The sequence below is a fragment of the Pseudomonas sp. B3G-3 genome (genome assembly GCF_028640915.1).
In the GTDB taxonomy this organism is placed as follows: domain Bacteria; phylum Pseudomonadota; class Gammaproteobacteria; order Pseudomonadales; family Pseudomonadaceae; genus Aquipseudomonas; species Aquipseudomonas chlororaphis_I.
Genome location: NZ_JAQZAB010000133.1, coordinates 135325 through 155348, shown reverse-complemented (window position 1 = coordinate 155348; position 20024 = coordinate 135325). Strand labels below are relative to the sequence as shown.

Here is a 20024-nt window from a genome sequence, read left to right as displayed (position 1 = left end):
TCGAGCGTCGACCGGCTGCTCCTACAGAAAAACCCTGGCCCAACGCTCGCTTGCTCTCGATAAGGCCTGCAACAGCCGGACTGTTCACATGGAGGTTCCTCACATGTTCGATTTCCACCCCCAGCTCAAGCAGCGCTTCGCTGCCTTGCGCACGGGCGCCGAATTCTTTTCCCTGCGTTACGTGCGCGAATCCGGCCAGTACCTGTCGGTGCGCAAGAACGTCGCGGAGCCGCCGAGCCTGAGCCGCGACGAAGGTGCGATGCTCACCGTGCGGGTCAATGGCGTCGAGGCCTACGCCGCCACCAACGACCTGTCGCAAAACGGCCTGCAGGCCGCCCTGCAACGGGCCGAGCAACAGGCCCGGCTGATCGTCGCCCACGCCCTGCTCGACCTGCGCGAACAGGCGGTGTCCAGCGACCGCGCCGATTACTTCTCGCCTAACCTCGAGCAGCCCTTCCCGTCCCTGAGCGACTGCTACCAGCTGCTCGGCGACGAGTCCGCGGCCGTGCCCAAGGACGAGCGCCTGGTGAACTGGCAGGTCAGCCTCGGCCTCACCCACGTCGAGCAGATCTACCTCAACAGCGCCGGCGCCGAACTGCGTCAGGCCCAGCGTTTCGTCTACCCGGGCATGGACGTCACCGCCTACGACGGCAATGACAGCCAGACCCGCAGCCTGGGCCGCGAGAACTTCGGCCAGCAGGGCGGCGCCGACGTGATCAGCCGCTGCGGCCTGATCGGTGCCGGCGCCCAGGTCGCCGACCAGGCGCTGCAACTGCTGCTGGCGCCCAATACGCCGCAAGGCCCACGCGACCTGTTGCTGATGCCGGACCAGATGATGCTGCAGATCCACGAGTCCATCGGCCACCCGCTGGAGCTGGACCGCATCCTCGGCGACGAGCGCAATTACGCCGGCACCAGCTTCGTGAAAAGCAGCGATTTCGGCAGCCTGCAATATGGCTCCAGCCTGCTCAACGTGACCTTCGACCCGGACATTCCCGAGCAGTTGGCCAGCTACGGCCATGACGACGACGGCACGGCCGCCAGCAAGCAGTTCCTGATCAAGCAGGGCCTGCTGTTGCGCCCACTGGGCGGCGCGCTCTCGCAATTTCGCGCCGGCCTCGACGGTGTCGCCAACAGCCGTGCCTGCAGTTGGAACCGCCCGCCCATCGACCGCATGGCCAACCTCAATATCGAGCCCGGCGACCAGCCGCTGGCGCAGCTGATCGGCGGCATCGAGAACGGCATCCTGATGTCCACCAACCGTTCCTGGTCCATCGACGATGCGCGCAACAAGTTCCAGTTCGGCTGTGAATGGGGCCAGTTGATCGAGAACGGCGAACTCAAGGGCGTGGTGAAAAACCCCAACTACCGGGCGATTTCCGCGCAGTTCTGGAAGAGCCTCAGCGCCGTCGGCGACGCCAGCACCTTCAAGGTCCTGGGCACGCCGAACTGCGGCAAGGGCGAACCGAACCAGGTGATCCGCGTCGGCCATGCCTCGCCGGCCTGTGTTTTCAGCAATGTCGATGTATTTGGAGGAGACGCCTGATGAGTACGTCCCTGAATCAGGCCGAGCAGTTCAAGACCCTGGTGGACTGGCTGCGCGACGCCGTGCGCGAGCCTGAGCAGTTCACCCTGAGCTACGCCGCCGAGTCTTCGCAGTTCATCCGCTTCAACCACGCCAAGGTGCGCCAGGCCGGGCAAGTGCAGCAGGCCAGCCTCGGCTTCAAGCTGATCGACGACGGGCGCCATGCCGACCTCAGCATCACCCTCGCCGGCGACCCGCAGGTCGACATCCAGCGCCTAGCCGAAGGCCTGCAACAGTTGCGCGAGACCCTGCCGCTGCTGCCCCAGGACCCGTACCTGCTGCTCAACCACGACGCCTGGAACACCCACAATGTGCAGGAGCACCCGCTGCCCAGCAGCGAGCAGGTGGTGGCCGAAATCGGCCAGGCCGCCGCCGGGCTGGACCTGGTGGGGTTCTACGCGGCCGGCCCGATCAGCCGGGGTTTTGCCAGTTCCTCGGGAGCCTTTGGCTGGCATCAGGCCAACAGCTTCAACTTCGACTTCAGCCTGTTCCACGAGAACGGCCAGGCCGTCAAAGCCAGCTACGCCGGGCACGAATGGAGCAGCCAGGGTTTTGCCCAGCGCTTCCAGCAGGCCCGGGAACAGCTGGCGTTTCTCGGCCGACCGCTGCGCACCCTGGCGCCCGGGCAGTATCGCGCCTACCTGGCGCCGGCGGCCCTGGAGGAAATCATGGGCATGCTGAGCTGGGGCGGGTTTTCCGCCCAATCCATCGCCAGTAAGCACAGCCCGCTGCAAAAGCTCTATGCCGGCGATGCCCGCCTGAGCCCCCTGGTGTCGCTGGACGAGCAGGTCACCGGCTCGTTGAGCCCGGCGTTTTCCGATGAAGGCTACCCGCGCAGCGACCTGTCGCTGATCGCCGGCGGCGTCGCCCAAGGGCAGTTGATCAACTCGCGCAGCGCCGCCGAATACAGCCTGGCCACCAACGGCGCCGGCAGCGGCGAATACCCCAGCGCATTGAACATGGCGCCCGGGCAGTTGTCGCAGCAGGACATTCTCCAGCAACTGGGCACCGGCCTGTACATCAGCAACCTGTGGTACCTGAACTACTCGGACCAGCCGGCGGCGCGCCTGACCGGCATGACTCGCTTCGCCACCTTCTGGGTGGAGAACGGCGAGATCCAGGCGCCAGTCAGCACCATGCGTTTCGATGACAGCGTCTACAGCCTGCTGGGTTCGCACCTGGAAGGCCTGACCCGGGAGCGCGAGCTGCTGCTGTCGGCCAGTACCTACAGCCAGCGCCAGACCGCCTCGGCGCAACTGCCGGGCGCACTGGTGAGCCGGCTGACGCTGACCTTGTAACCGCTGTCGCGGGCAAACTTCGCCCCAGCAGGAGAACCATGCCTCTGTAGGAGCGAGGTTTGCCCGCGATGCGGTCGCTGGGGTAACCGGCCGATGCTCGATTGCTCACGATAACGGTTGGTCTTCGGCATCGATGTTGAATGTCACACCGCTATCGCGAGCAAGCTTCGCTCCTACAGGGGGCGTGCTCACAACAAGAAAGAGGTCCCATGCCCAACCGTGCCGAGCTTGACGCCAACACCGCCCGCTGGCTGCCCTGGGTGGTGGCCATCGCCTTCTTCATGCAATCCCTCGACGGGACCATCCTCAACACCGCCCTGCCGGCCATGGCCCGCGACCTGGCGGAAGACCCATTGCGCATGCAGGGCGTAGTCATCGCCTACATGCTCACCGTGGCGCTGCTGATCCCGGCCTCCGGCTGGATCGCCGACCGCTTCGGCACCCGCAAGATTTTCTTCGGCGCCATCCTGCTGTTCAGCATCGGCTCGCTGCTCTGTGCCCTGTCCAGCTCCCTGAGCCTGCTGGTCGGCGCCCGGGTAATCCAGGGCCTGGGCGGCGCCCTGATGCTGCCCGTCGGCCGATTGGTGGTGCTGCGCGCCTACCCGCGTTCGGAACTGGTGCGGATCATGGGCTTCATCACCATTCCCGGGCTGCTTGGCCCGCTGATCGGCCCGACCATGGGCGGCTGGATGGTGCAGTACCTGACCTGGCACTGGATCTTCCTGATCAACCTGCCGGTGGGCGTGATCGGCTGTTATGCCGTCTGGAAGTTCATTCCCGACCTGCGCGGCAGCGAACGCACGCGTTTCGACGGCCTGGGCTTTTTGCTGTTCGGCGCGGCGATGGTGCTGATCACCATCGCCATGGAAGGCCTGGGCGAACTGCACCTGCCGCACCTGCGGGTGATGTTGTTGCTGTTCGGCGGCCTGGCCTGCCTCGCCGCCTACTGGCTGCGGGCCGGGCACATCGACAACCCGCTGTTCGCGCCTTCGCTGTTCAAGGTGCGGACCTTCGCCGTGGGCATCCTCGGCAACCTGTTCGCCCGCCTCGGCAGCGGTGCCCTGCCGTTCCTGGTGCCGCTGCTGCTGCAAGTGGCCCTCGGTTATTCACCGTCCCAGGCCGGGATGAGCATGCTGCCGCTGGCCGCCGCGGCGATGCTGGCCAAGTCCATCGCCCGTCCGCTGATCGAACACCTGGGCTACCGCATCGTCCTCACCGGCAACACCCTGGCGCTGGGGATCATGCTCGCCAGCATGGGCCTGGTCACGGAACAGACGCCCTACCCGCTGCTGCTGGGCATGCTGGCGGTGCTGGGGGCGATCAACTCGCTGCAGTTCACGGCGATGAACACCGTGACCCTGATCGACCTCGACGACGCCTCCGCCAGCAGCGGCAACAGCCTGCTGTCGGTGGTGGCGCAACTGTCCCTGAGCCTGGGGGTGGCCTGCGCCGGCGCGCTGCTCGGCGGCTTCACCGCCGAAGTCGGCAACGATGGCGTGAACACCGTGCTCGGCGCCTTCCAGCTGACCTTCCTCACGGTGGGGATCATGGCGATGCTGGCGGCGGCGATCTTCCTGCAGCTGTCGCCCAAGGACGGCCGGCGGGCGAAGAAGGTCCAGGAGCATATCGAGCACTGATCTCCATTTCCTGTAGGAGCGAGCTTGCTCGCGATGAACGTCAGGGCAACACGGTATGTCAGGAGTCTTGCGTTGCCTTGAAGGTTTTTTCGCGAGCAAGCTCGCTCCTACAGGAAACGTGGGAGTTCTGGCTACTTTTCGTCCAGAAATTGCAGGTAAAGGGAGCGGGACTGATACACTGCGCGACATTTTGTTTTGCAGGCCCGTCCCGTGACCACCATTGCCACCGCTTTTAATACTTTGCCGCTGTCCGCCGCCATGCTGGCTAACCTCGACTCACTCGGTTATGCCCAGATGACGCCGGTCCAGGCGCAAAGCTTGCCGGTGATCCTCAAGGGGATGGACCTGATCGCCCAGGCCAAGACCGGCAGCGGCAAGACCGCCGCGTTCGGCATCGGCCTGCTGAACCCGATCAATCCGCGCTACTTCGGTTGCCAGGCCCTAGTGATCTGCCCGACCCGCGAGCTGGCCGACCAGGTGGCCAAGGAAATCCGTCGCCTGGCCCGCGCCGAAGACAACATCAAGGTCCTGACCCTTTGCGGCGGCGTGTCCTTCGGCCCGCAGATCGCCTCGCTGGAGCACGGCGCGCACATCATCGTCGGCACCCCGGGCCGCCTGTCCCAGCACCTGCGCAAGGGTTCGCTGAAACTCGACGGTCTCAACACCCTGGTCCTCGACGAAGCCGACCGCATGCTGGACATGGGCTTCTACGACCCGATCGAAGAAATCATCGCCTACACCCCCGAGCGCCGGCAGACCCTGCTGTTCTCCGCCACTTACCCGGTGGGCATCAAGCAGCTGGCCTCGAAGTTCATGCGCGACCCGCAGCAGGTGAAGGCCGAAGCCCTGCACGCCGACAGCCAGATCGAGCAGCGCTTCTACGAGATCTCGCCGGAAGAGCGCATCGACGCGGTGGTCAAGGTGCTGAACCACTTCCGCCCGCAATCCTGCGTGGCCTTCTGCTTCACCAAGCAGCAGGTCCAGGAAACCGTCGACCACCTGACCGCCAAGGGCATGTCCGCGGTGGGCCTGCACGGCGACCTGGAACAGCGCGACCGCGACCAGGTATTGGCGATGTTCGCCAACCGCAGCACCTCGGTGCTGGTGGCCACCGATGTGGCCGCCCGCGGCCTGGACATCGATGCCCTGGACATGGTGATCAACGTCGAGCTGGCGCGGGATTCGGAGATTCACATCCACCGCGTCGGCCGCACCGGCCGCGCCGGTGAGAAGGGCCTGGCGGTCAGCCTGGTGGCGCCGTCCGAAGCGCACCGCGCCCAGGCCATCGAGCAGTTGCAGAAGTCACCCTTGAACTGGGAACAGATCGACAGCCTGAAATCCCAGGGCGGCGGCCCGCTGCTGCCGGCCATGAGCACCCTGTGCATCGGCGCCGGGCGCAAGGACAAAGTGCGCCCGGGCGATATCCTCGGCGCCCTGACCGGTGAAGCCGGCATCCCCGGCACCCAGGTCGGCAAGATCGCGATTTTCGACTTCCAGGCCTATGTCGCCGTGGACCGCGGCATCGCCAAGCAGGCCCTGCAACGCCTGAACAGCGGCAAGATCAAGGGCCGCTCGCTGCGCGTGCGCATCCTGTAAAACCACCACGCTCTTGTAGGAGCGAGCGGGCGGCGATCCGACTTGCCCGCGATCAGGGCACCGCGGTCTACCAGATACAACCGCGTCATCGTTCATCGCGGGCAAGCCTCGCTCCTACGGGAACGGGGTTGCCGCGACACTTGTGTGAGGACACCGTTTTGCGCTCTACCGAAGTCGTGATCATTGGCGCTGGCGCCGCAGGGTTGATGTGCGCGTTGACCGCGGCCGGTCGTGGCCGCCAGGTGATGCTGCTGGACCATGCCAACAAGGCCGGCAAGAAGATCCTCATGTCCGGCGGTGGGCGCTGCAACTTCACCAACATGTACACCGAGCCCGGCAACTTCCTCTCGCAGAACCCGCATTTCTGCAAGTCGGCCCTGGCTCGCTACACCCAGTGGGACTTCATCGGCCTGGTGGCCAAGCATGGCGTGCCGTACCACGAGAAAAAGCTCGGCCAGCTGTTCTGCGACAACAAGTCCAGCGACATCCTCGGCATGCTGCTCGACGAGTGCGACCAGGTCGGCGTGCAACTGCACCTGGACACCTCGATCCAGCAGATCGAGAAGCTCGACGCCGGCTACCTGCTGGAAACCACCCTCGGCCAGCTCCAGTGCGAGTCCCTGGTGATCGCCACCGGCGGCCTGTCGATTCCGACCCTGGGCGCTACCGGCTTCGGTTATCAGGTCGCCAAGCAGTTCGGCCACGAGTTGCTGCCGACCCGCGCGGGCCTGGTGCCGTTCACCATCACCGACCAGCTCAAGGAGCTGTGCGGCGAGCTGTCCGGCACCTCGGTGGACTGCCTGGTGAGCTGCAACGACATGAGCTTTCGCGAGAACATCCTGTTCACCCACCGCGGCCTGAGCGGCCCGGCGATCCTGCAGATTTCCTCGTACTGGCAACCCGGCGACACGCTGGAGATCAACCTGCTGCCGGACCACGACGTGCCGGGCTGGCTGCAACAGCAGCAGGCCGAGCGTCCCAACAGCGAGCTCAAGACCCTGCTCGGCGAGATCTTCACCAAGAAGATGGCCGGCCTGCTAGCCGACAGCTGGTTCGTCTCCAAGCCGATGAAGCAGTACACCCACGCCGAGCTGGCGGACATCGCCAGCAAGCTGGCAAGTTGGCAACTGGTGCCCGCCGGCACCGAGGGTTATCGCACCGCCGAGGTGACCCTGGGCGGCGTCGACACCCGCGAGGTGTCGTCCAAGACCATGGAATCGCTGAAGAGCCCGGGGCTGTATTTCATCGGCGAGGTATTGGATGTCACCGGCCACCTGGGCGGCTTCAACTTCCAGTGGGCCTGGGCCTCGGGTTACGCGGCCGCGCAGTACGTCTGATCCGCTTCCTGGCGCTCACCCGATCCCTGTAGCCGCTGCCGCAGGCTGCGATAGGTCCGCAGGACCTCGGAGGACGCCAGATCGCTGCGCCCCTTCGGGTCGATCGCAGCCTTCGGCAGCGGCTACAGGTACCGATGAACATCAGCAGGAACAGAATTTGCTGGCGGATGTGACGACCCCATTGCGCGGGCGTCAATACTGGCTCAATTTAGCGGCATCGCCCCGGAAGGCTTTCTCACTTCATGTCATCGACCAGCTTTCGTCAGTCACTGCGGCGCCTTTGGGCGCTGGATAAATTCAGCTACAGCGTGCGGGTGTTCATCGCTCTGACCGGGAGCATGGCGCTGTGCTGGTACCAGGACGAAATGGCTTTGCTGATCCCGTTGTTCCTGGGGATTATCGCCAGCGCCCTGGCCGAGACCGACGACAGCTGGCAAGGCCGGATCAATGCCCTGGCCGTGACCCTGGTGTGCTTCAGCGTCGCCGCCCTTTCCGTCGAACTGTTGTTCCCCTACCCGTGGATCTTCGTCATCGCCCTGGCGCTGGCCAGCTTTGGCCTGACCATGCTCGGCGCCCTGGGCGAACGTTACGGGGCGATCGCCTCGGCGACCCTGATCCTGTCGGTCTACACCATGATCGGCGTGGACCAGCGCGGCGGCGCCGTCACCGACTTCTGGCACGAACCGCTGCTGCTGGTGGCCGGCGCTGCCTGGTACGGCCTGCTGTCGGTGCTGTGGCAGGCGATGTTTTCCAACCAGCCGGTGCAGCAGAGCCTGGCGCGCCTGTTCCGCGAGCTGGGCTATTACCTCAAGCTCAAGTCGTCGCTGTTCGAACCGATTCGCCAGCTGGACGTGGAAGCGCGCCGGCTGGAACTGGCGCAGCAGAACGGCCGGGTGGTGGCGGCCCTGAACGCCGCCAAGGAAATCATCCTGCATCGGGTCGGCAACGGCCGGCCGGGCTCGAAAGTCAGCCGCTACCTGAAGCTGTATTTCCTCGCCCAGGACATCCATGAACGCGCCAGCTCGTCCCACTACCCCTACAACGCCCTGGCCGATGCGTTCTTCCACAGCGACGTGCTGTTCCGCTGCCAGCGCCTGCTGCGCCAGCAAGGCAAGGCCTGCCGGGCCCTGGGCGAATCCATCCAGCTGCGCCAGCCCTTCGTCTACGACGCCAGCTTCGCCGAGGCCCTGAGCGACCTGCACGCCTCCCTGGAACACCTGCGCATCCAGAGCAACCCGGCCTGGCGCGGCCTGCTGCGTTCGCTGCGGGCGCTGGCCGCCAACCTCGGCACCCTCGACCGCCTGCTCAGCGACGCCAGCAACCCCGACGCCCTGGCCGACGCCACCGACAGCAGCCTGCTGGACCGTTCGCCGCGCAACTTCAAGGATGTCTGGACCCGCCTGCGCACCCAGCTGACCCCGACGTCGCTGCTGTTTCGCCACGCCCTGCGCCTGCCCCTGGCCCTGAGCATCGGCTACGGCATGGTGCACCTGATCCACCCATCCCAGGGCTACTGGATCATCCTCACCACCCTGTTCGTCTGCCAGCCGAACTACGGCGCCACGCGACGCAAGCTGGGCCAGCGGATCATCGGCACCGCCATCGGCCTGGTCGTCGCCTGGGCGCTGTTCGACCTGTTCCCCAGCCCGCTGGTGCAGTCGCTGTTCGCCATCGCCGCCGGGGTGGTGTTCTTTACCAACCGCACCACTCGCTACACCCTGGCCACCGCCGCCATCACCATCATGGTGCTGTTCTGCTTCAACCAGGTGGGCGACGGCTACGGGCTGTTGCTGCCGCGCCTGTTCGATACCCTGCTGGGCAGCCTGATCGCCGGCCTGGCGGTGTTCCTGTTCCTGCCGGACTGGCAGGGCCGACGCCTGAACAAAGTGCTGGCCAATACCCTGACCTGCAACAGCATCTACCTGCGGCAGATCATGCAGCAGTACGCGGCCGGCAAGAGCGACGACCTGGCGTACCGCCTGGCCCGGCGCAATGCCCATAACGCCGACGCGGCGCTGTCCACCACCCTGGCCAACATGCTGATGGAGCCTGGGCACTTCCGTAAGGAAGCGGACGTCGGCTTTCGTTTCCTGGTGCTGTCGCACACCTTGCTCAGCTACCTCTCCGGCCTCGGCGCGCACCGGGAAACCCAGTTGCCGACGGAAGTCCGCGAGCACCTGATCGATGGGGCCGGGGTCAGCCTGGCCAGCAGCATCGATGAAATTGCCCAGGGCCTGGCAAGCAAGCAGCCGGTGGCGATCCAGAGCGATACCGAAGAAGCCCTGGCCAACGAGCTGGAGCAGATGCCGGACGAGATCGATGAGGGCCAAAGGCTGGTGCAGACCCAGCTGGCGCTGATCTGCCGCCAACTGGGGCCCTTGCGGACCCTGGCGGCGCACCTGATCAAGGACACCGGCGAAGAACAGGCCGCGTAGCCGCTGCCGCAGGCTGCGATCGCCTCCGCAGGAGGCGCAAGCTTTCAAGCACGCCGCAGGTTTCAGCCTTGGCGCCCAGCTTGCCGCAATAGCTTTAATGGCGCCGTTTACATCCCGTGCTGGCGCAGCAAGCGGTCGTAGCTGCCGTCGGCTTTCATCGCCTCGATCTCCCGGTCGAACTTCGCCACGATCTGCGCATGCGCGGGGTTCTTCAGGCTGACCAGGATATGCAGGCCGTTCTCGCTCAGGGAATTGGGCAGGAATTCCACCGAATTGCGTACCCGTGGCGACTCCCGCGCCAGGTAATAGCGGGCGACGTATTCGTCTTCCAGGGTCAGCTTGACCCGGTCGGCCGCCAGCATGCGCACCGCCATCGCGAAGTTGTGCACCAGGACCTTCTGCAGCTCCGGATCGCTGTCGAAATCGGGCGAGTAGGCATAACCACGCACCACGGCGATGGGGTACTGGTGCAATTGCTTGAGGTTGGTGTATTCGACGGGGGTATCCTTGCGCCGGATGAAACGCACCCGATTGACCAGGTACTCCGAGGAGAACTGCCCCAGCTGGGTGCGGGCCTCATTGAACCAGGCATTCACCAGCACGTCGTAACGGCCCTCGCCGACGCCGAGCAGGGCCCGCGCCCAGGGCACCTGTTCGAACTCGCTGGCGTAACCGGCCCGGGCCAGCGCGGTGCTGACGATGTCGGTGGCCAGCCCGCCGTTGACCAGCGTCGCATCCGTGAAGGGCGGCCAGGCGTCGGCCACCAATCGCAATTTTTCCGCATAAGCGCTCTGGCCCAGCAACAGCAATCCGATCAAAGCAAAAGCTCGATGCAATCGCAGCATGCTAAAAGATCCTTAGCGGGCGGACAGCCCTGCGTGTTTTTGCCCAGACTCGAGGTTCTCCGGCCGGTGGACGGCCGCGATCCAGCTCCTAACAGTAGCTTATGGGCGCCACTGCACAGCGCTTCAGCGCAGATTACACAAAGAAGCCAGCCACGAACCAACGCGATGATGGCATTTTGACCTACCTCACAGAATTGCCACTGCGCCGCCAGGCAAGACAAGCCACCCGCCAGGCGCTTAACATCCGGGCACAGCTTTCCAAAGGATGAAACGATGACAATCGAATGGGTCTGCAAACACCACACCGATCTGGGCAAGGAGCAGTTGTACGCGATCCTGCGGTTGCGTACCGAAGTCTTCGTGGTCGAGCAGAAATGCGCCTACCAGGAAGTCGATGGCCAGGACCTGGAGGGCGACACCTGCCACCTGATGGCCTGGGACGATGACCAGTTGGTGGCCTACCTGCGCCTGCTCGACCCGGTCTCCCAGGGTGGCGACGTGGTCATCGGCCGCGTAGTGATTGCCCCGCAAGCCCGGGGCAAGGGGCTGGGCCATGAACTGATGGAGCACGCCCTGAAACAGGCGCAGAAACACTGGCCGCACACGCCGATCTATCTGTCGGCCCAGGCGCATTTGCAGGGGTATTACGGGCGCTACGGCTTCAACGTCGTGGGCGAGGAGTACCTGGAAGACGATATCCCGCATATCGGCATGCGCCGCAGCTGATATCGCGATCGCGAGCCTGCTGGCTCCTACAAGGGCTAGCAGGCTCGCATACACACCGATGGGCTGTCGGGATCCCTCAGGGATACTCCAGCACCGCCTTGATCCGCGACAGATTCGCCTCGATCCAGCCCTTGTCGATCGCGCCCCAGTTTTTGATCCGATAGCTGCCGGCATGATTGCGCGCACCGTCCTGCTGTTCGAACTCACAGACGATGTCCAGATCCGCCAGGGCGGCGATGGTGTCCTGCGCCGTGCGCCGCGGCATGCCGGTCGCCTCGGTCAGGGCCGGGACGTTGCTGGCCAGGCCGCTGTCGATCAGGTAGGCCACGTACAGCCGGCGGTAAAAACTGCTCTTGGTCTTGCTCACGTCCATCGCCCGCTCCTTGCCCAGGGTCACTCGGCCCCGCCCGGGCGCGCTTGCAGCTCGCGCCAGGTCAGGTAGACCCGCAGGTCGAATTCCAGTTGGTGATAGCCCGGCAGCATATGCTCGCAGAGCTTGTAGAAGGCCTTGTTGTGCTCGCTTTCCTTGAAGTGCGCCAGCTCGTGGACAACGATCATGCGCAGGAACTCCGGCGCCGCTTCCTTGAACAGCGAGGCGATGCGGATTTCCTTCTTGGCCTTGAGCTTGCCGCCCTGGACCCGCGAAATCGTGGTGTGCAGGCCCAGGGCGCGGTGCGTCAGGTCCAGGCGGTTGTCGAACAGCACCTTGTCGATGGCCGGGGCATTGCGCAGGTACTCCTGCTTCAACTCCAGGGCATAGCCGTACAGCGCCTTGTCGCTCTGCACCCCATGCTTGCCGGGGTAACGCTGGCTCAGGTAGTCGCCCAGCCGCCCTTGTGCGATCAGCTGGCGCACTTGTTCTTGCAGGGTGGCGGGATAGGCCTGGAGGTATTTCAACGCGGTCATGGGGCGGTAACGCAATCACGAAAGGCCGCCAGTGTAGCGAATTCAACCCGGCAACGCGCTCCAGTCGAAGGGCTCGGCAAAGCGCTCGGCATCCGCGGCGATCAACGGCCGCGCCACCAGGAAACCCTGCACGTACTCACAGCCGTTGGCCTGCAGCCAGCGGTACTGTTCCAGGGTTTCCACGCCTTCGGCGATCACCAGCACACCGAACGCCTTGCACAGGTCGATCACGCAGCGCGCCAGCGCCGCATCCCGCGTCGAATCCGGCAACCTGGCGATCAGGTGGCGGTCGAGCTTGAGGGTATCGAGCTCCAGGTCCCGCAGATGAGCCAACGAACAGTCGCCCGAACCGAAGTCGTCCAGCGCCACCCGCACCCCGAGGCTGCGTAACAGGCGCAGTTGCTTGCGCGACTCATCGAGGTTCTGGGTCAAGGCGCTTTCCGTAATCTCGACTTCCAGTTGCCAAGGCTCCAGACCATGACGTTCCAGGACCTGGCGCAGTTCGGTGGCCAGGTTCGGCATGGCGAACTGGGTGCCGCTCAAGCTCACGGCCAGCACGGTCTGCTCGGCGAACAGTGTTTTCCAGGACGCCCGCTGGCTCGTACTCTGCTGGTAGATCCAGCTGCCCAGGCGACTGATCAGCCGCGCTTCCTCCAGCAGCGGCAGGAACAACCCCGGCGGCACATCGCCGACGCTCGGATGCCGCCAGCGCAACAAGGCTTCGAAACCGCGCAGGCGCCCGTCGGCAATCGCCACCTGGGGCTGGTACACCAGGTTGAACTCCTTGCGCTCGACCGCACTGCGCACACTTTCCTCGAGCATCAGTCGCGAACGGGCACGGCCATTCATTTCGTGGTCGTAATAACGGTATTGCTGGCGCCCGGCACGCTTGGACTCGTACATGGCGATGTCCGCCGCGCGCATCAGGCCATCCAGGTTGGAGCCGCAATCGGGATAGATGGCGATGCCGATGCTGGCCCCCAGGGCAACATCCAGGCCGTCGATCTGCTGACAGATGGATATCCGTTCGATGAGCTTCTCGGAAATCTTCGCCGCCTGTTCCGGAAACTCCAGTTCCAGCAAGGCGGTGAACTCGTCGCCGCCCATGCGCGCCAGGATGTCGAAGGAGCGCAGGCAGGCTTTCATCTGCTCGGACACCCAGCGCAGCACCCGGTCCCCCGCGTCGTGCCCCAGGGAATCGTTGACCCGCTTGAAACCATCCAGGTCCAGGTACAGCAGCACCAGCGACTTGTCCGAGCGCTCGCTGCGCAGCAACACGCTTTCCACGGTCTGGTAGAAGCCGCGCCGGTTGAGCAGGCCAGTCAGCGGATCGGTCACCGCCTGGTATTCCAGTTGCTGGTGCAGGTGGCGGACTTCCGACATGTCGAGCAGGGTCACCACCATCGCCTTCTGTTCGCTCGGCAACGGCGCGCAGGACAACGCCACCGACACCTGCTGGCCCGGCAGGGTACGCAGCGTGGCGTCGTGCAGGCGGTAGGTCTCGCCCTTGCAATAGCAGGCATACAGCTCGGATTCGGCCCACTGCGGCACATGGGGTTTTTGCAGATAGTCGAGCAGCGCCGAGCCCTCCAGCTCGCTCACCGGAGCGTCGAGCAAACGCGAGATCGCCGGGTTGGCGAAACGGACGATCCCGCCTTCATCCACCACCAGAATCCCTTCCGCGGCGTTTTCCAGCACCGAGGCGTTGAAGGCCCGGGCGTTCTCCAGGTCGTGGCTCAGGCGCTGCAGCGCACGGCGGTTGCGCTGCTGCTCCAGCAACGCCTGGACCTTGGGCTTGAGGATCTGCGGGTCGAACGGCTTGAACAGGTAATCCACCGCACCGCTGGCGTAGCCCTTGATCACGGCGTCCTTGGACTGCTCGTTGGCGGTCAGGAAAATGATCGGGGTCAGGCGGGTTCGCTGGCTGCCGCGCATCAGGCGGGCGACTTCGAAACCGTCCATTTCCGGCATCTGCACATCCAGCAACACCAGATCGATGTCGTGTTCCAGTAACAGCCCCAGGGCCTCGACGCCCGAGGCGGCGGTCATGACCTGCCAGTCGTGGCGCTGCAGGAGTGCGCGCATGCTGAGCAGGTTTTCGGGGTAATCATCAACAATCAGTAAGACCGAGCTGGCTTCACCTGGCCGAGTTTGCGCGCATTCCATGCTGCTTCTCTTGTCTGTGTAGGGCCGGCCTGCGAAGAAGACCGGACAAAAACTGAGCCTTCACTCTAGACCCGGAACCCGCAAAGCAGAAGCTGTCACAGCGCCAGCATTTAGCCAAAGCCCCAGGCACCCGACTAACGGTCAACCCCATAGGCGCTGAAAGCGGTGGCGGCGGTTTTTCGACAGATGGTTGACGCCAATTATCCGCCGGACGGGCATTAACAAAAGCACCTTCTACGCTTATAAAGACCGCCTTCAAAAGCGCAGGCTAAAGCCTTTGTCGGCTTTTCATCCGGCACCAAATCGGGAAGCTTTGACTATGATCGACCTCGCAACCTGGAATCTGAGCATTCCCGAAGGCAGTCCACCGGCGACCATCGACACCCCCAAACTGGTGGATGGCTTCAAGGACCAGTATTTCCATTCCGACACCGGCACCCTGTTCTTCTGGTCGCCCGTCACCGGCTCCCGCACCGCCAACGCCATCTACCCGCGCAGCGAGCTGCGTGAAACCTACGCCAACGGCACCCTGAAGAACTGGACCTACCCGAAAGCCGACAACCTGCTCTACGCCACCCTGGCGGTGAACCAGGTGCCGTCCACGGGCAAGATCGTCATCGGCCAGATCCACGCCTACAACAGCACCAAGCCGCTGGTGAAGGTCGAGTACCAGTACAAGACCACCACCCAGAGCGGCAACATCGTCGCCAAGGTCCGCATGCATCCGGACGATGCCGATAGCCGGGTGATCATCGTCGCCGAGAACGTGCCGCTGGACCGCGAGTTCTCCTACCTGATCCACCTCAGCCCCGGCGGCGCGCTGGGCGTCAGCGCCGCGGGCTACCAATGGGACACCCAGATCAGCAGCACCTGGCGCGACAAGCCGCTGTACTTCAAGGCCGGGGTGTACGTGCAGGACAACACCGGCTACACCACCGAAGGCGGCAAGGTGACCTTCTACAAGCTGGATATCGATCACAACGAAACCTGATCTTCCGTAGGAGCGAGGCTTGCCCGCGATGAGGGCCTGACATTCGCCATGGATGTCGCCTGGCAGACCGCTATCGCGGGCAAGCCTCGCTCCTACCAGGTTCGGAAAACCGGGCACAAAAAAGCCCGCATCGCTGCGGGCTTTTTCGTGAAACGCTAAGGCTTAGTTGACCTTGGCGTTCAGCTCACCTTTGAGGTAACGCTGGAACATCGCTTCCAGGGAGATCGGCTTGATCTTCGAAGCGTTGCCGGCGGTGCCGAAGGCTTCGTAACGGGCAATGCACACGTCGCGCATGGCGGTTACGGTGGCGCCGAAGAACTTGCGCGGGTCGAACTCGCTCGGGTTGGTGGCCATCAGGCGACGCATCGCACCGGTGGACGCCAGGCGCAGGTCGGTGTCGATGTTGACCTTGCGGACGCCGTACTTGATGCCTTCGACGATTTCTTCAACCGGCACGCCGTAGGTTTCCTTGATGTCGCCGCCGTACTGGTTGATGATCGCCAGCCACTCTTGCGGAACCGAAGACGAACCGTGCATCACCAGGTGGGTGTTGGGGATGCGCTTGTGGATCTCTTTGATGCGGTCGATCGCCAGCACGTCGCCGGTAGGCGGCTTGGTGAACTTGTAGGCACCGTGGCTGGTACCGATGGCGATGGCCAGGGCGTCGACCTGGGTCTTCTTGACGAAGTCCGCGGCTTCTTCCGGGTCGGTCAGCATCTGGCTGTGGTCCAGCACGCCTTCGGCGCCGATGCCGTCTTCTTCACCGGCCATGCCGGTTTCCAGGGAACCCAGGCAGCCCAGCTCGCCTTCTACCGAAACGCCGCAGGCGTGAGCCATGGCCACGGTCTGCTGGGTCACGCGCACGTTGTACTCGTAGTCGGTCGGGGTCTTGCCGTCTTCGCCGAGGGAGCCGTCCATCATGACCGAGGAGAAGCCCAGCTGGATCGAACGCTGGCAGACGTCAGGGCTGGTGCCGTGGTCCTGGTGCATGCACACCGGGATGTGCGGGAATTCTTCGATCGCCGCCAGGATCAGGTGGCGCAGGAAAGGCGCGCCGGCGTATTTGCGGGCACCGGCCGAAGCCTGGACGATCACCGGAGAGTCAGTCTTGTCAGCTGCTTCCATGATGGCGCGCATCTGTTCAAGGTTGTTGACGTTGAAGGCTGGAACGCCGTAGCCGAATTCGGCTGCGTGGTCCAGCATCTGGCGCATGCTGATGAGTGCCATTGTGTGTATCTCTCCCGGTCGAGGGTCGTTAATCGTGCAAGCCTGCCGTAGCGGCGGCTGCTATTCAAGTGATTGCAGATCGGGGGTCAGCCCGGCCTGCCGATTCGTTACTGCATCAATCTCAAGAGTCGCGCCTCTCTCTGTAGGAGCGAAGCTTGCTCGCGATCAGGGTCATCACATTCAACATCTCTGTTGACGGTTGGATCGCTATCGCGAGCAAGCTTCGCTCCTACAGGTTCAGCATCGGCTCCCGGCCTACGGCGCTTTACAGCCGCGGCCGATCAAATCGTTGGTGGCGACCCAGTAAACCAGGCCTTCGTCACCTTTTTCGTGAAACGCCAGCATGTCGTTGCTGTACAGCGAACCGGAACCGCTCGGCTCCAGCTTCAGGCGATAGACCTGGTCGGCCCCGCCCAGCCGCACATCGACTTCCTTGCGGCTGCTGTCGGTGTAGCGCCAGACCACTTGCGCCTGGCTGTCGCACACCCAGGTCGTCCAGTTGTCCGTCTCGGCCGGCTTGAACAGGTCGAAGTTGGCGCAACCTGCCAGCAATCCCAGCGCAGCCACGGCGATAAAGCCTTTCATCGGTGTTCCTCGACTGACGGCCCACGGCCGCCAGCACAGCGCGTTATCGAATCAGACCCGTCAAGGGCAACCATGTTCCTTGGCCTTGGCTGGAGTCTCGTACTTGTCCAGACCATCGGGTCCCATGCGCTTGTTGATCACCGGCGCGGTCTCGGCCTGCCAGTCGGCCTGATAGCAGCCTCTCTCCGGCTCTCCCGACTCGGGCTCCGGCTGGGCAGGCTGGCTGCCGCAACCGGCCAGCAAGCCCGCAACGATCAACAGCGGTAACGTCTTGACCATATGAACACTCCTTTGCCTGGCCATTGGGACTTCAGGCTTTGGCCCGGCTTTCCAGGACTTCGACCGCCGGCAGCACCTTGCCTTCGACGAATTCGAGGAAAGCGCCACCGCCGGTAGAAATGTAGGAGATTTGCTCGGCTACGCCATATTTATCGATGGCCGCCAGGGTGTCGCCGCCGCCGGCGATGGAGAACGCCGCACTTTCCGCGATGGCCTGGGCCAGCACCTTGGTGCCGTTACCGAACTGGTCGAACTCGAACACACCGACCGGACCGTTCCACAGGATGGTCTTGGACGATTTCAGCAGCTCGGCGAAGTTCGCCGCGGTTTGCGGGCCGATGTCCAGGATCATGTCGTCGGCAGCCACCTCGGCAATCAGCTTGACGGTAGCGGTCGCGCTTTCGGCGAACTCCTTGGCCACTACCACGTCCACTGGCAGCGGCACGCTGACCTTGGCGGCGATGGCGCGAGCGGTATCCAGCAGGTCCGGCTCGTACAGCGACTTGCCGACCGGGTGACCGGCAGCGGCGAGGAAGGTGTTGGCGATGCCGCCGCCGACGATCAGTTGGTCGCAGATCTGGCTCAGGCTGTTGAGCACGTCGAGCTTGGTCGACACCTTGGAGCCGGCAACGATAGCGGCCATCGGCTTGGCCGGGGCGCCCAGGGCCTTGCCCAGCGCTTCCAGCTCGGCGGCCAGCAGCGGACCGGCAGCGGCGACCTTGGCGAACTTGGCCACGCCGTGGGTCGAGCCCTCGGCGCGGTGCGCGGTGCCGAAGGCGTCCATCACGAACACGTCGCACAGAGCGGCGTATTGCTGGGCCAGCTCGTCGGCGTTCTTTTTCTCGCCCTTGTTGAAGCGCACGTTCTCGAACAGCACGATGTCGCCGGCCTTGACGTCGACGCCGCCCAGGTAGTCGGCCACCAGCGGCACTTCGCGACCCAGGGCACGGCTCAGGTAGTCGGCCACTGGCTTGAGGCTGTTCTCGGCGGAGAACTCGCCTTCGGTCGGACGACCGAGGTGCGAGCAGACCATCACGGCCGCGCCTTTTTCCAGGGCCAGCTTGATGGTCGGCAGCGAAGCCAGGATACGCGCATCGCTGGTGACAACACCGTCCTTGACTGGGACGTTGAGGTCTTCGCGGATCAGTACGCGCTTACCTTGCAGATCGAGGTCGGACATCTTCAACACGGTCATGGGTCGCAATTCCTGGGTTACTGTTTTTTTGGAAACGGGAAGTTAAGAGACAGCTTTGGGTGCAGCGGCTTGCAGATAGTGTCCTGCAACATCCAGCATTCGGTTGGCAAAACCCCATTCGTTGTCGAACCAGGCCAGGATGTTCACCAGCCGCGGGCCGGAAACACGGGTCTGGCTGGCATCGACGATCGCCGAATGCGGATCATGGTTGAAATCACAACTGGCGTGCGGCAACTCGGTGTAGGCCAACAGGCCCTTGAGCGGACCGCTGGTGGCGGCCTCGCGCAGGATCCGGTTGACTTCGCCGGTGTCGGTATCGCTCACGGTCTGCATCGTGATGTCGAGGCAAGACACGTTGACGGTCGGCACGCGCACAGCTTTGGCCTGAATTCGCCCGGCAAGTTCCGGCAGCAGCCGCTCGATGCCACGCGCCAGACCAGTGGACACCGGGATCACCGACTGGAACGCCGAACGGGTGCGGCGCAGGTCTTCGTGGTGATAGGCATCGATCACCGGCTGGTCGTTCATCGCCGAGTGGATGGTGGTGATCGACACATATTCCAGACCGATGGCCTGGTCCAGCAGGCGCAACAGCGGCACGCCGCAGTTGGTGGTGCAGGATGCGTTGGACACCAGCAGCTCGGCGCCGGTCAGGCAGTCCTGGTTGACGCCGTAGACGATGGTGGCGTCGACATCCGCCTCGCTGGCCATCGGCTGGGAAAACAGCACCCGCGGCGCGCCGGCGTCGAGAAAGCGCTGGCCGTCTTCACGGGTGTGATAGGCGCCGGAACATTCGAGCACCAGGTCGACGCCCAGGGACGCCCAATCGATGCCTTCGGGGGTGGCACTGCGCAGAACCTTCACGCAGTTGCCATTGATATGCAGACAATCGCCATCGACCTTCACCTCGCCGGGAAACCGGCCGTGGGTGGAGTCGAAGCGCGTCAGGTATTCCACGCTGGCCATGTCGGCCAGATCGTTGATCGCGACAATCTCGAACCCGGCCGCAGCCCCCCGTTCGAACAGGGCACGCAAGACACAACGACCGATCCGGCCGTAGCCGTTGAGTGCAACTTTATAGGGACGCGGTTGAGGCATGGGGTTCTCGATTACCGGGGTGAATCCATCACTGTCGCGTTGCCTGTTCCATTGTCATCGCGGGCAAGCCTCGCGCCTACGGGATCGTGATGATCTGTAGGAACGAGGCTTGCCCGCG

17 protein-coding genes are annotated in these 20024 nt (G+C 64.1%); 8 read left to right on the top strand and 9 right to left on the bottom strand.

Annotation, left to right across the window (positions count from 1 at the left end; translation table 11 throughout):
• The first annotated feature begins 103 nt into the window (after nucleotides 1-103).
• From PVZ80_RS30830 to yccS, 6 genes are all read left to right on the top strand, one after another.
• The gene (locus PVZ80_RS30830; RefSeq protein ID WP_273864967.1) at nucleotides 104-1546 is read left to right on the top strand and encodes a TldD/PmbA family protein; all 1443 of its coding nucleotides are present in this window, start codon (nucleotides 104-106) and stop codon (nucleotides 1544-1546) included.
• Nucleotides 1546-2883 (top strand): TldD/PmbA family protein, encoded by a 1338-nt coding sequence (locus tag PVZ80_RS30825; protein ID WP_028684183.1) that lies wholly within the window; start codon nucleotides 1546-1548, stop codon nucleotides 2881-2883. Before PVZ80_RS30830 ends, PVZ80_RS30825 begins: the two co-directional genes overlap by 1 nt.
• A gap of 209 nt (nucleotides 2884-3092) precedes the next feature.
• Complete coding sequence (mdtD, locus tag PVZ80_RS30820) at nucleotides 3093-4520, top strand: multidrug transporter subunit MdtD (protein WP_041984886.1); 1428 nt, start codon at nucleotides 3093-3095, stop codon at nucleotides 4518-4520.
• A gap of 258 nt (nucleotides 4521-4778) precedes the next feature.
• Nucleotides 4779-6116, top strand: a complete 1338-nt coding sequence (gene dbpA, locus PVZ80_RS30815) for an ATP-dependent RNA helicase DbpA (protein WP_231999354.1) — start codon at nucleotides 4779-4781, stop codon at nucleotides 6114-6116.
• A 158-nt stretch (nucleotides 6117-6274) separates the two neighbouring features.
• Nucleotides 6275-7453, top strand: coding sequence for an NAD(P)/FAD-dependent oxidoreductase (locus PVZ80_RS30810; RefSeq protein ID WP_009051261.1), 1179 nt, complete (start codon nucleotides 6275-6277; stop codon nucleotides 7451-7453).
• A 242-nt stretch (nucleotides 7454-7695) separates the two neighbouring features.
• Nucleotides 7696-9888 carry a YccS family putative transporter gene (gene yccS, locus PVZ80_RS30805; protein WP_273864966.1) on the top strand — a complete coding sequence of 731 codons (2193 nt, stop codon included), beginning with the start codon at nucleotides 7696-7698 and terminating at the stop codon, nucleotides 9886-9888.
• A gap of 107 nt (nucleotides 9889-9995) precedes the next feature.
• On the opposite strand, the gene PVZ80_RS30800 is transcribed toward yccS, so the two are convergent.
• Complete coding sequence (locus PVZ80_RS30800; protein WP_273864965.1) at nucleotides 9996-10733, bottom strand: substrate-binding periplasmic protein; 738 nt, start codon at nucleotides 10731-10733, stop codon at nucleotides 9996-9998.
• Between the two features lie 273 nt (nucleotides 10734-11006).
• Here PVZ80_RS30800 and PVZ80_RS30795 point away from each other — a divergent pair, with 273 nt between their 5' ends.
• The gene (locus PVZ80_RS30795) at nucleotides 11007-11459 is read left to right on the top strand and encodes a GNAT family N-acetyltransferase (protein ID WP_016704230.1); all 453 of its coding nucleotides are present in this window, start codon (nucleotides 11007-11009) and stop codon (nucleotides 11457-11459) included.
• Nucleotides 11460-11535: 76 nt separating this feature from the next.
• Here PVZ80_RS30795 and PVZ80_RS30790 read toward each other — a convergent pair whose 3' ends face one another.
• The 3 genes from PVZ80_RS30790 to PVZ80_RS30780 are packed head-to-tail and all read right to left on the bottom strand — an operon-like array spanning nucleotide 11536 to nucleotide 14531.
• A complete protein-coding gene (locus PVZ80_RS30790; RefSeq protein WP_016704231.1) occupies nucleotides 11536-11832 on the bottom strand; it encodes a winged helix-turn-helix domain-containing protein in 297 nt (98 codons plus the stop codon).
• Between the two features lie 20 nt (nucleotides 11833-11852).
• Nucleotides 11853-12365, bottom strand: coding sequence for a M48 metallopeptidase family protein (locus PVZ80_RS30785; RefSeq protein ID WP_016704232.1), 513 nt, complete (start codon nucleotides 12363-12365; stop codon nucleotides 11853-11855).
• Nucleotides 12366-12407: 42 nt separating this feature from the next.
• Nucleotides 12408-14531 carry a putative bifunctional diguanylate cyclase/phosphodiesterase gene (locus PVZ80_RS30780; RefSeq protein ID WP_009051267.1) on the bottom strand — a complete coding sequence of 708 codons (2124 nt, stop codon included), beginning with the start codon at nucleotides 14529-14531 and terminating at the stop codon, nucleotides 12408-12410.
• Between the two features lie 319 nt (nucleotides 14532-14850).
• On the opposite strand from PVZ80_RS30780, the gene PVZ80_RS30775 reads away from it, so the two are divergent.
• The gene (locus PVZ80_RS30775) at nucleotides 14851-15522 is read left to right on the top strand and encodes a polysaccharide lyase family 7 protein (RefSeq protein ID WP_273864964.1); all 672 of its coding nucleotides are present in this window, start codon (nucleotides 14851-14853) and stop codon (nucleotides 15520-15522) included.
• A 162-nt stretch (nucleotides 15523-15684) separates the two neighbouring features.
• Here the strand turns inward: PVZ80_RS30775 and fba are convergent, their stop codons facing one another.
• The 5 genes from fba to epd form a co-directional block, all read right to left on the bottom strand.
• On the bottom strand, nucleotides 15685-16749 hold the full coding sequence (fba, locus tag PVZ80_RS30770; protein ID WP_003229012.1) for a class II fructose-bisphosphate aldolase: 1065 nt from the start codon (nucleotides 16747-16749) through the stop codon (nucleotides 15685-15687).
• Nucleotides 16750-17004: 255 nt separating this feature from the next.
• The gene (locus PVZ80_RS30765; protein ID WP_007922315.1) at nucleotides 17005-17334 is read right to left on the bottom strand and encodes an MliC family protein; all 330 of its coding nucleotides are present in this window, start codon (nucleotides 17332-17334) and stop codon (nucleotides 17005-17007) included.
• Between the two features lie 60 nt (nucleotides 17335-17394).
• Entirely contained in the window at nucleotides 17395-17613 is a 219-nt protein-coding gene (locus PVZ80_RS30760) for a hypothetical protein (protein ID WP_009045980.1), read from the bottom strand.
• Between the two features lie 31 nt (nucleotides 17614-17644).
• Nucleotides 17645-18808 (bottom strand): phosphoglycerate kinase, encoded by a 1164-nt coding sequence (locus tag PVZ80_RS30755; protein WP_009051269.1) that lies wholly within the window; start codon nucleotides 18806-18808, stop codon nucleotides 17645-17647.
• A gap of 42 nt (nucleotides 18809-18850) precedes the next feature.
• The gene (gene epd / locus PVZ80_RS30750) at nucleotides 18851-19906 is read right to left on the bottom strand and encodes an erythrose-4-phosphate dehydrogenase (RefSeq protein ID WP_009051270.1); all 1056 of its coding nucleotides are present in this window, start codon (nucleotides 19904-19906) and stop codon (nucleotides 18851-18853) included.
• Nucleotides 19907-20024 lie beyond the last annotated feature (118 nt).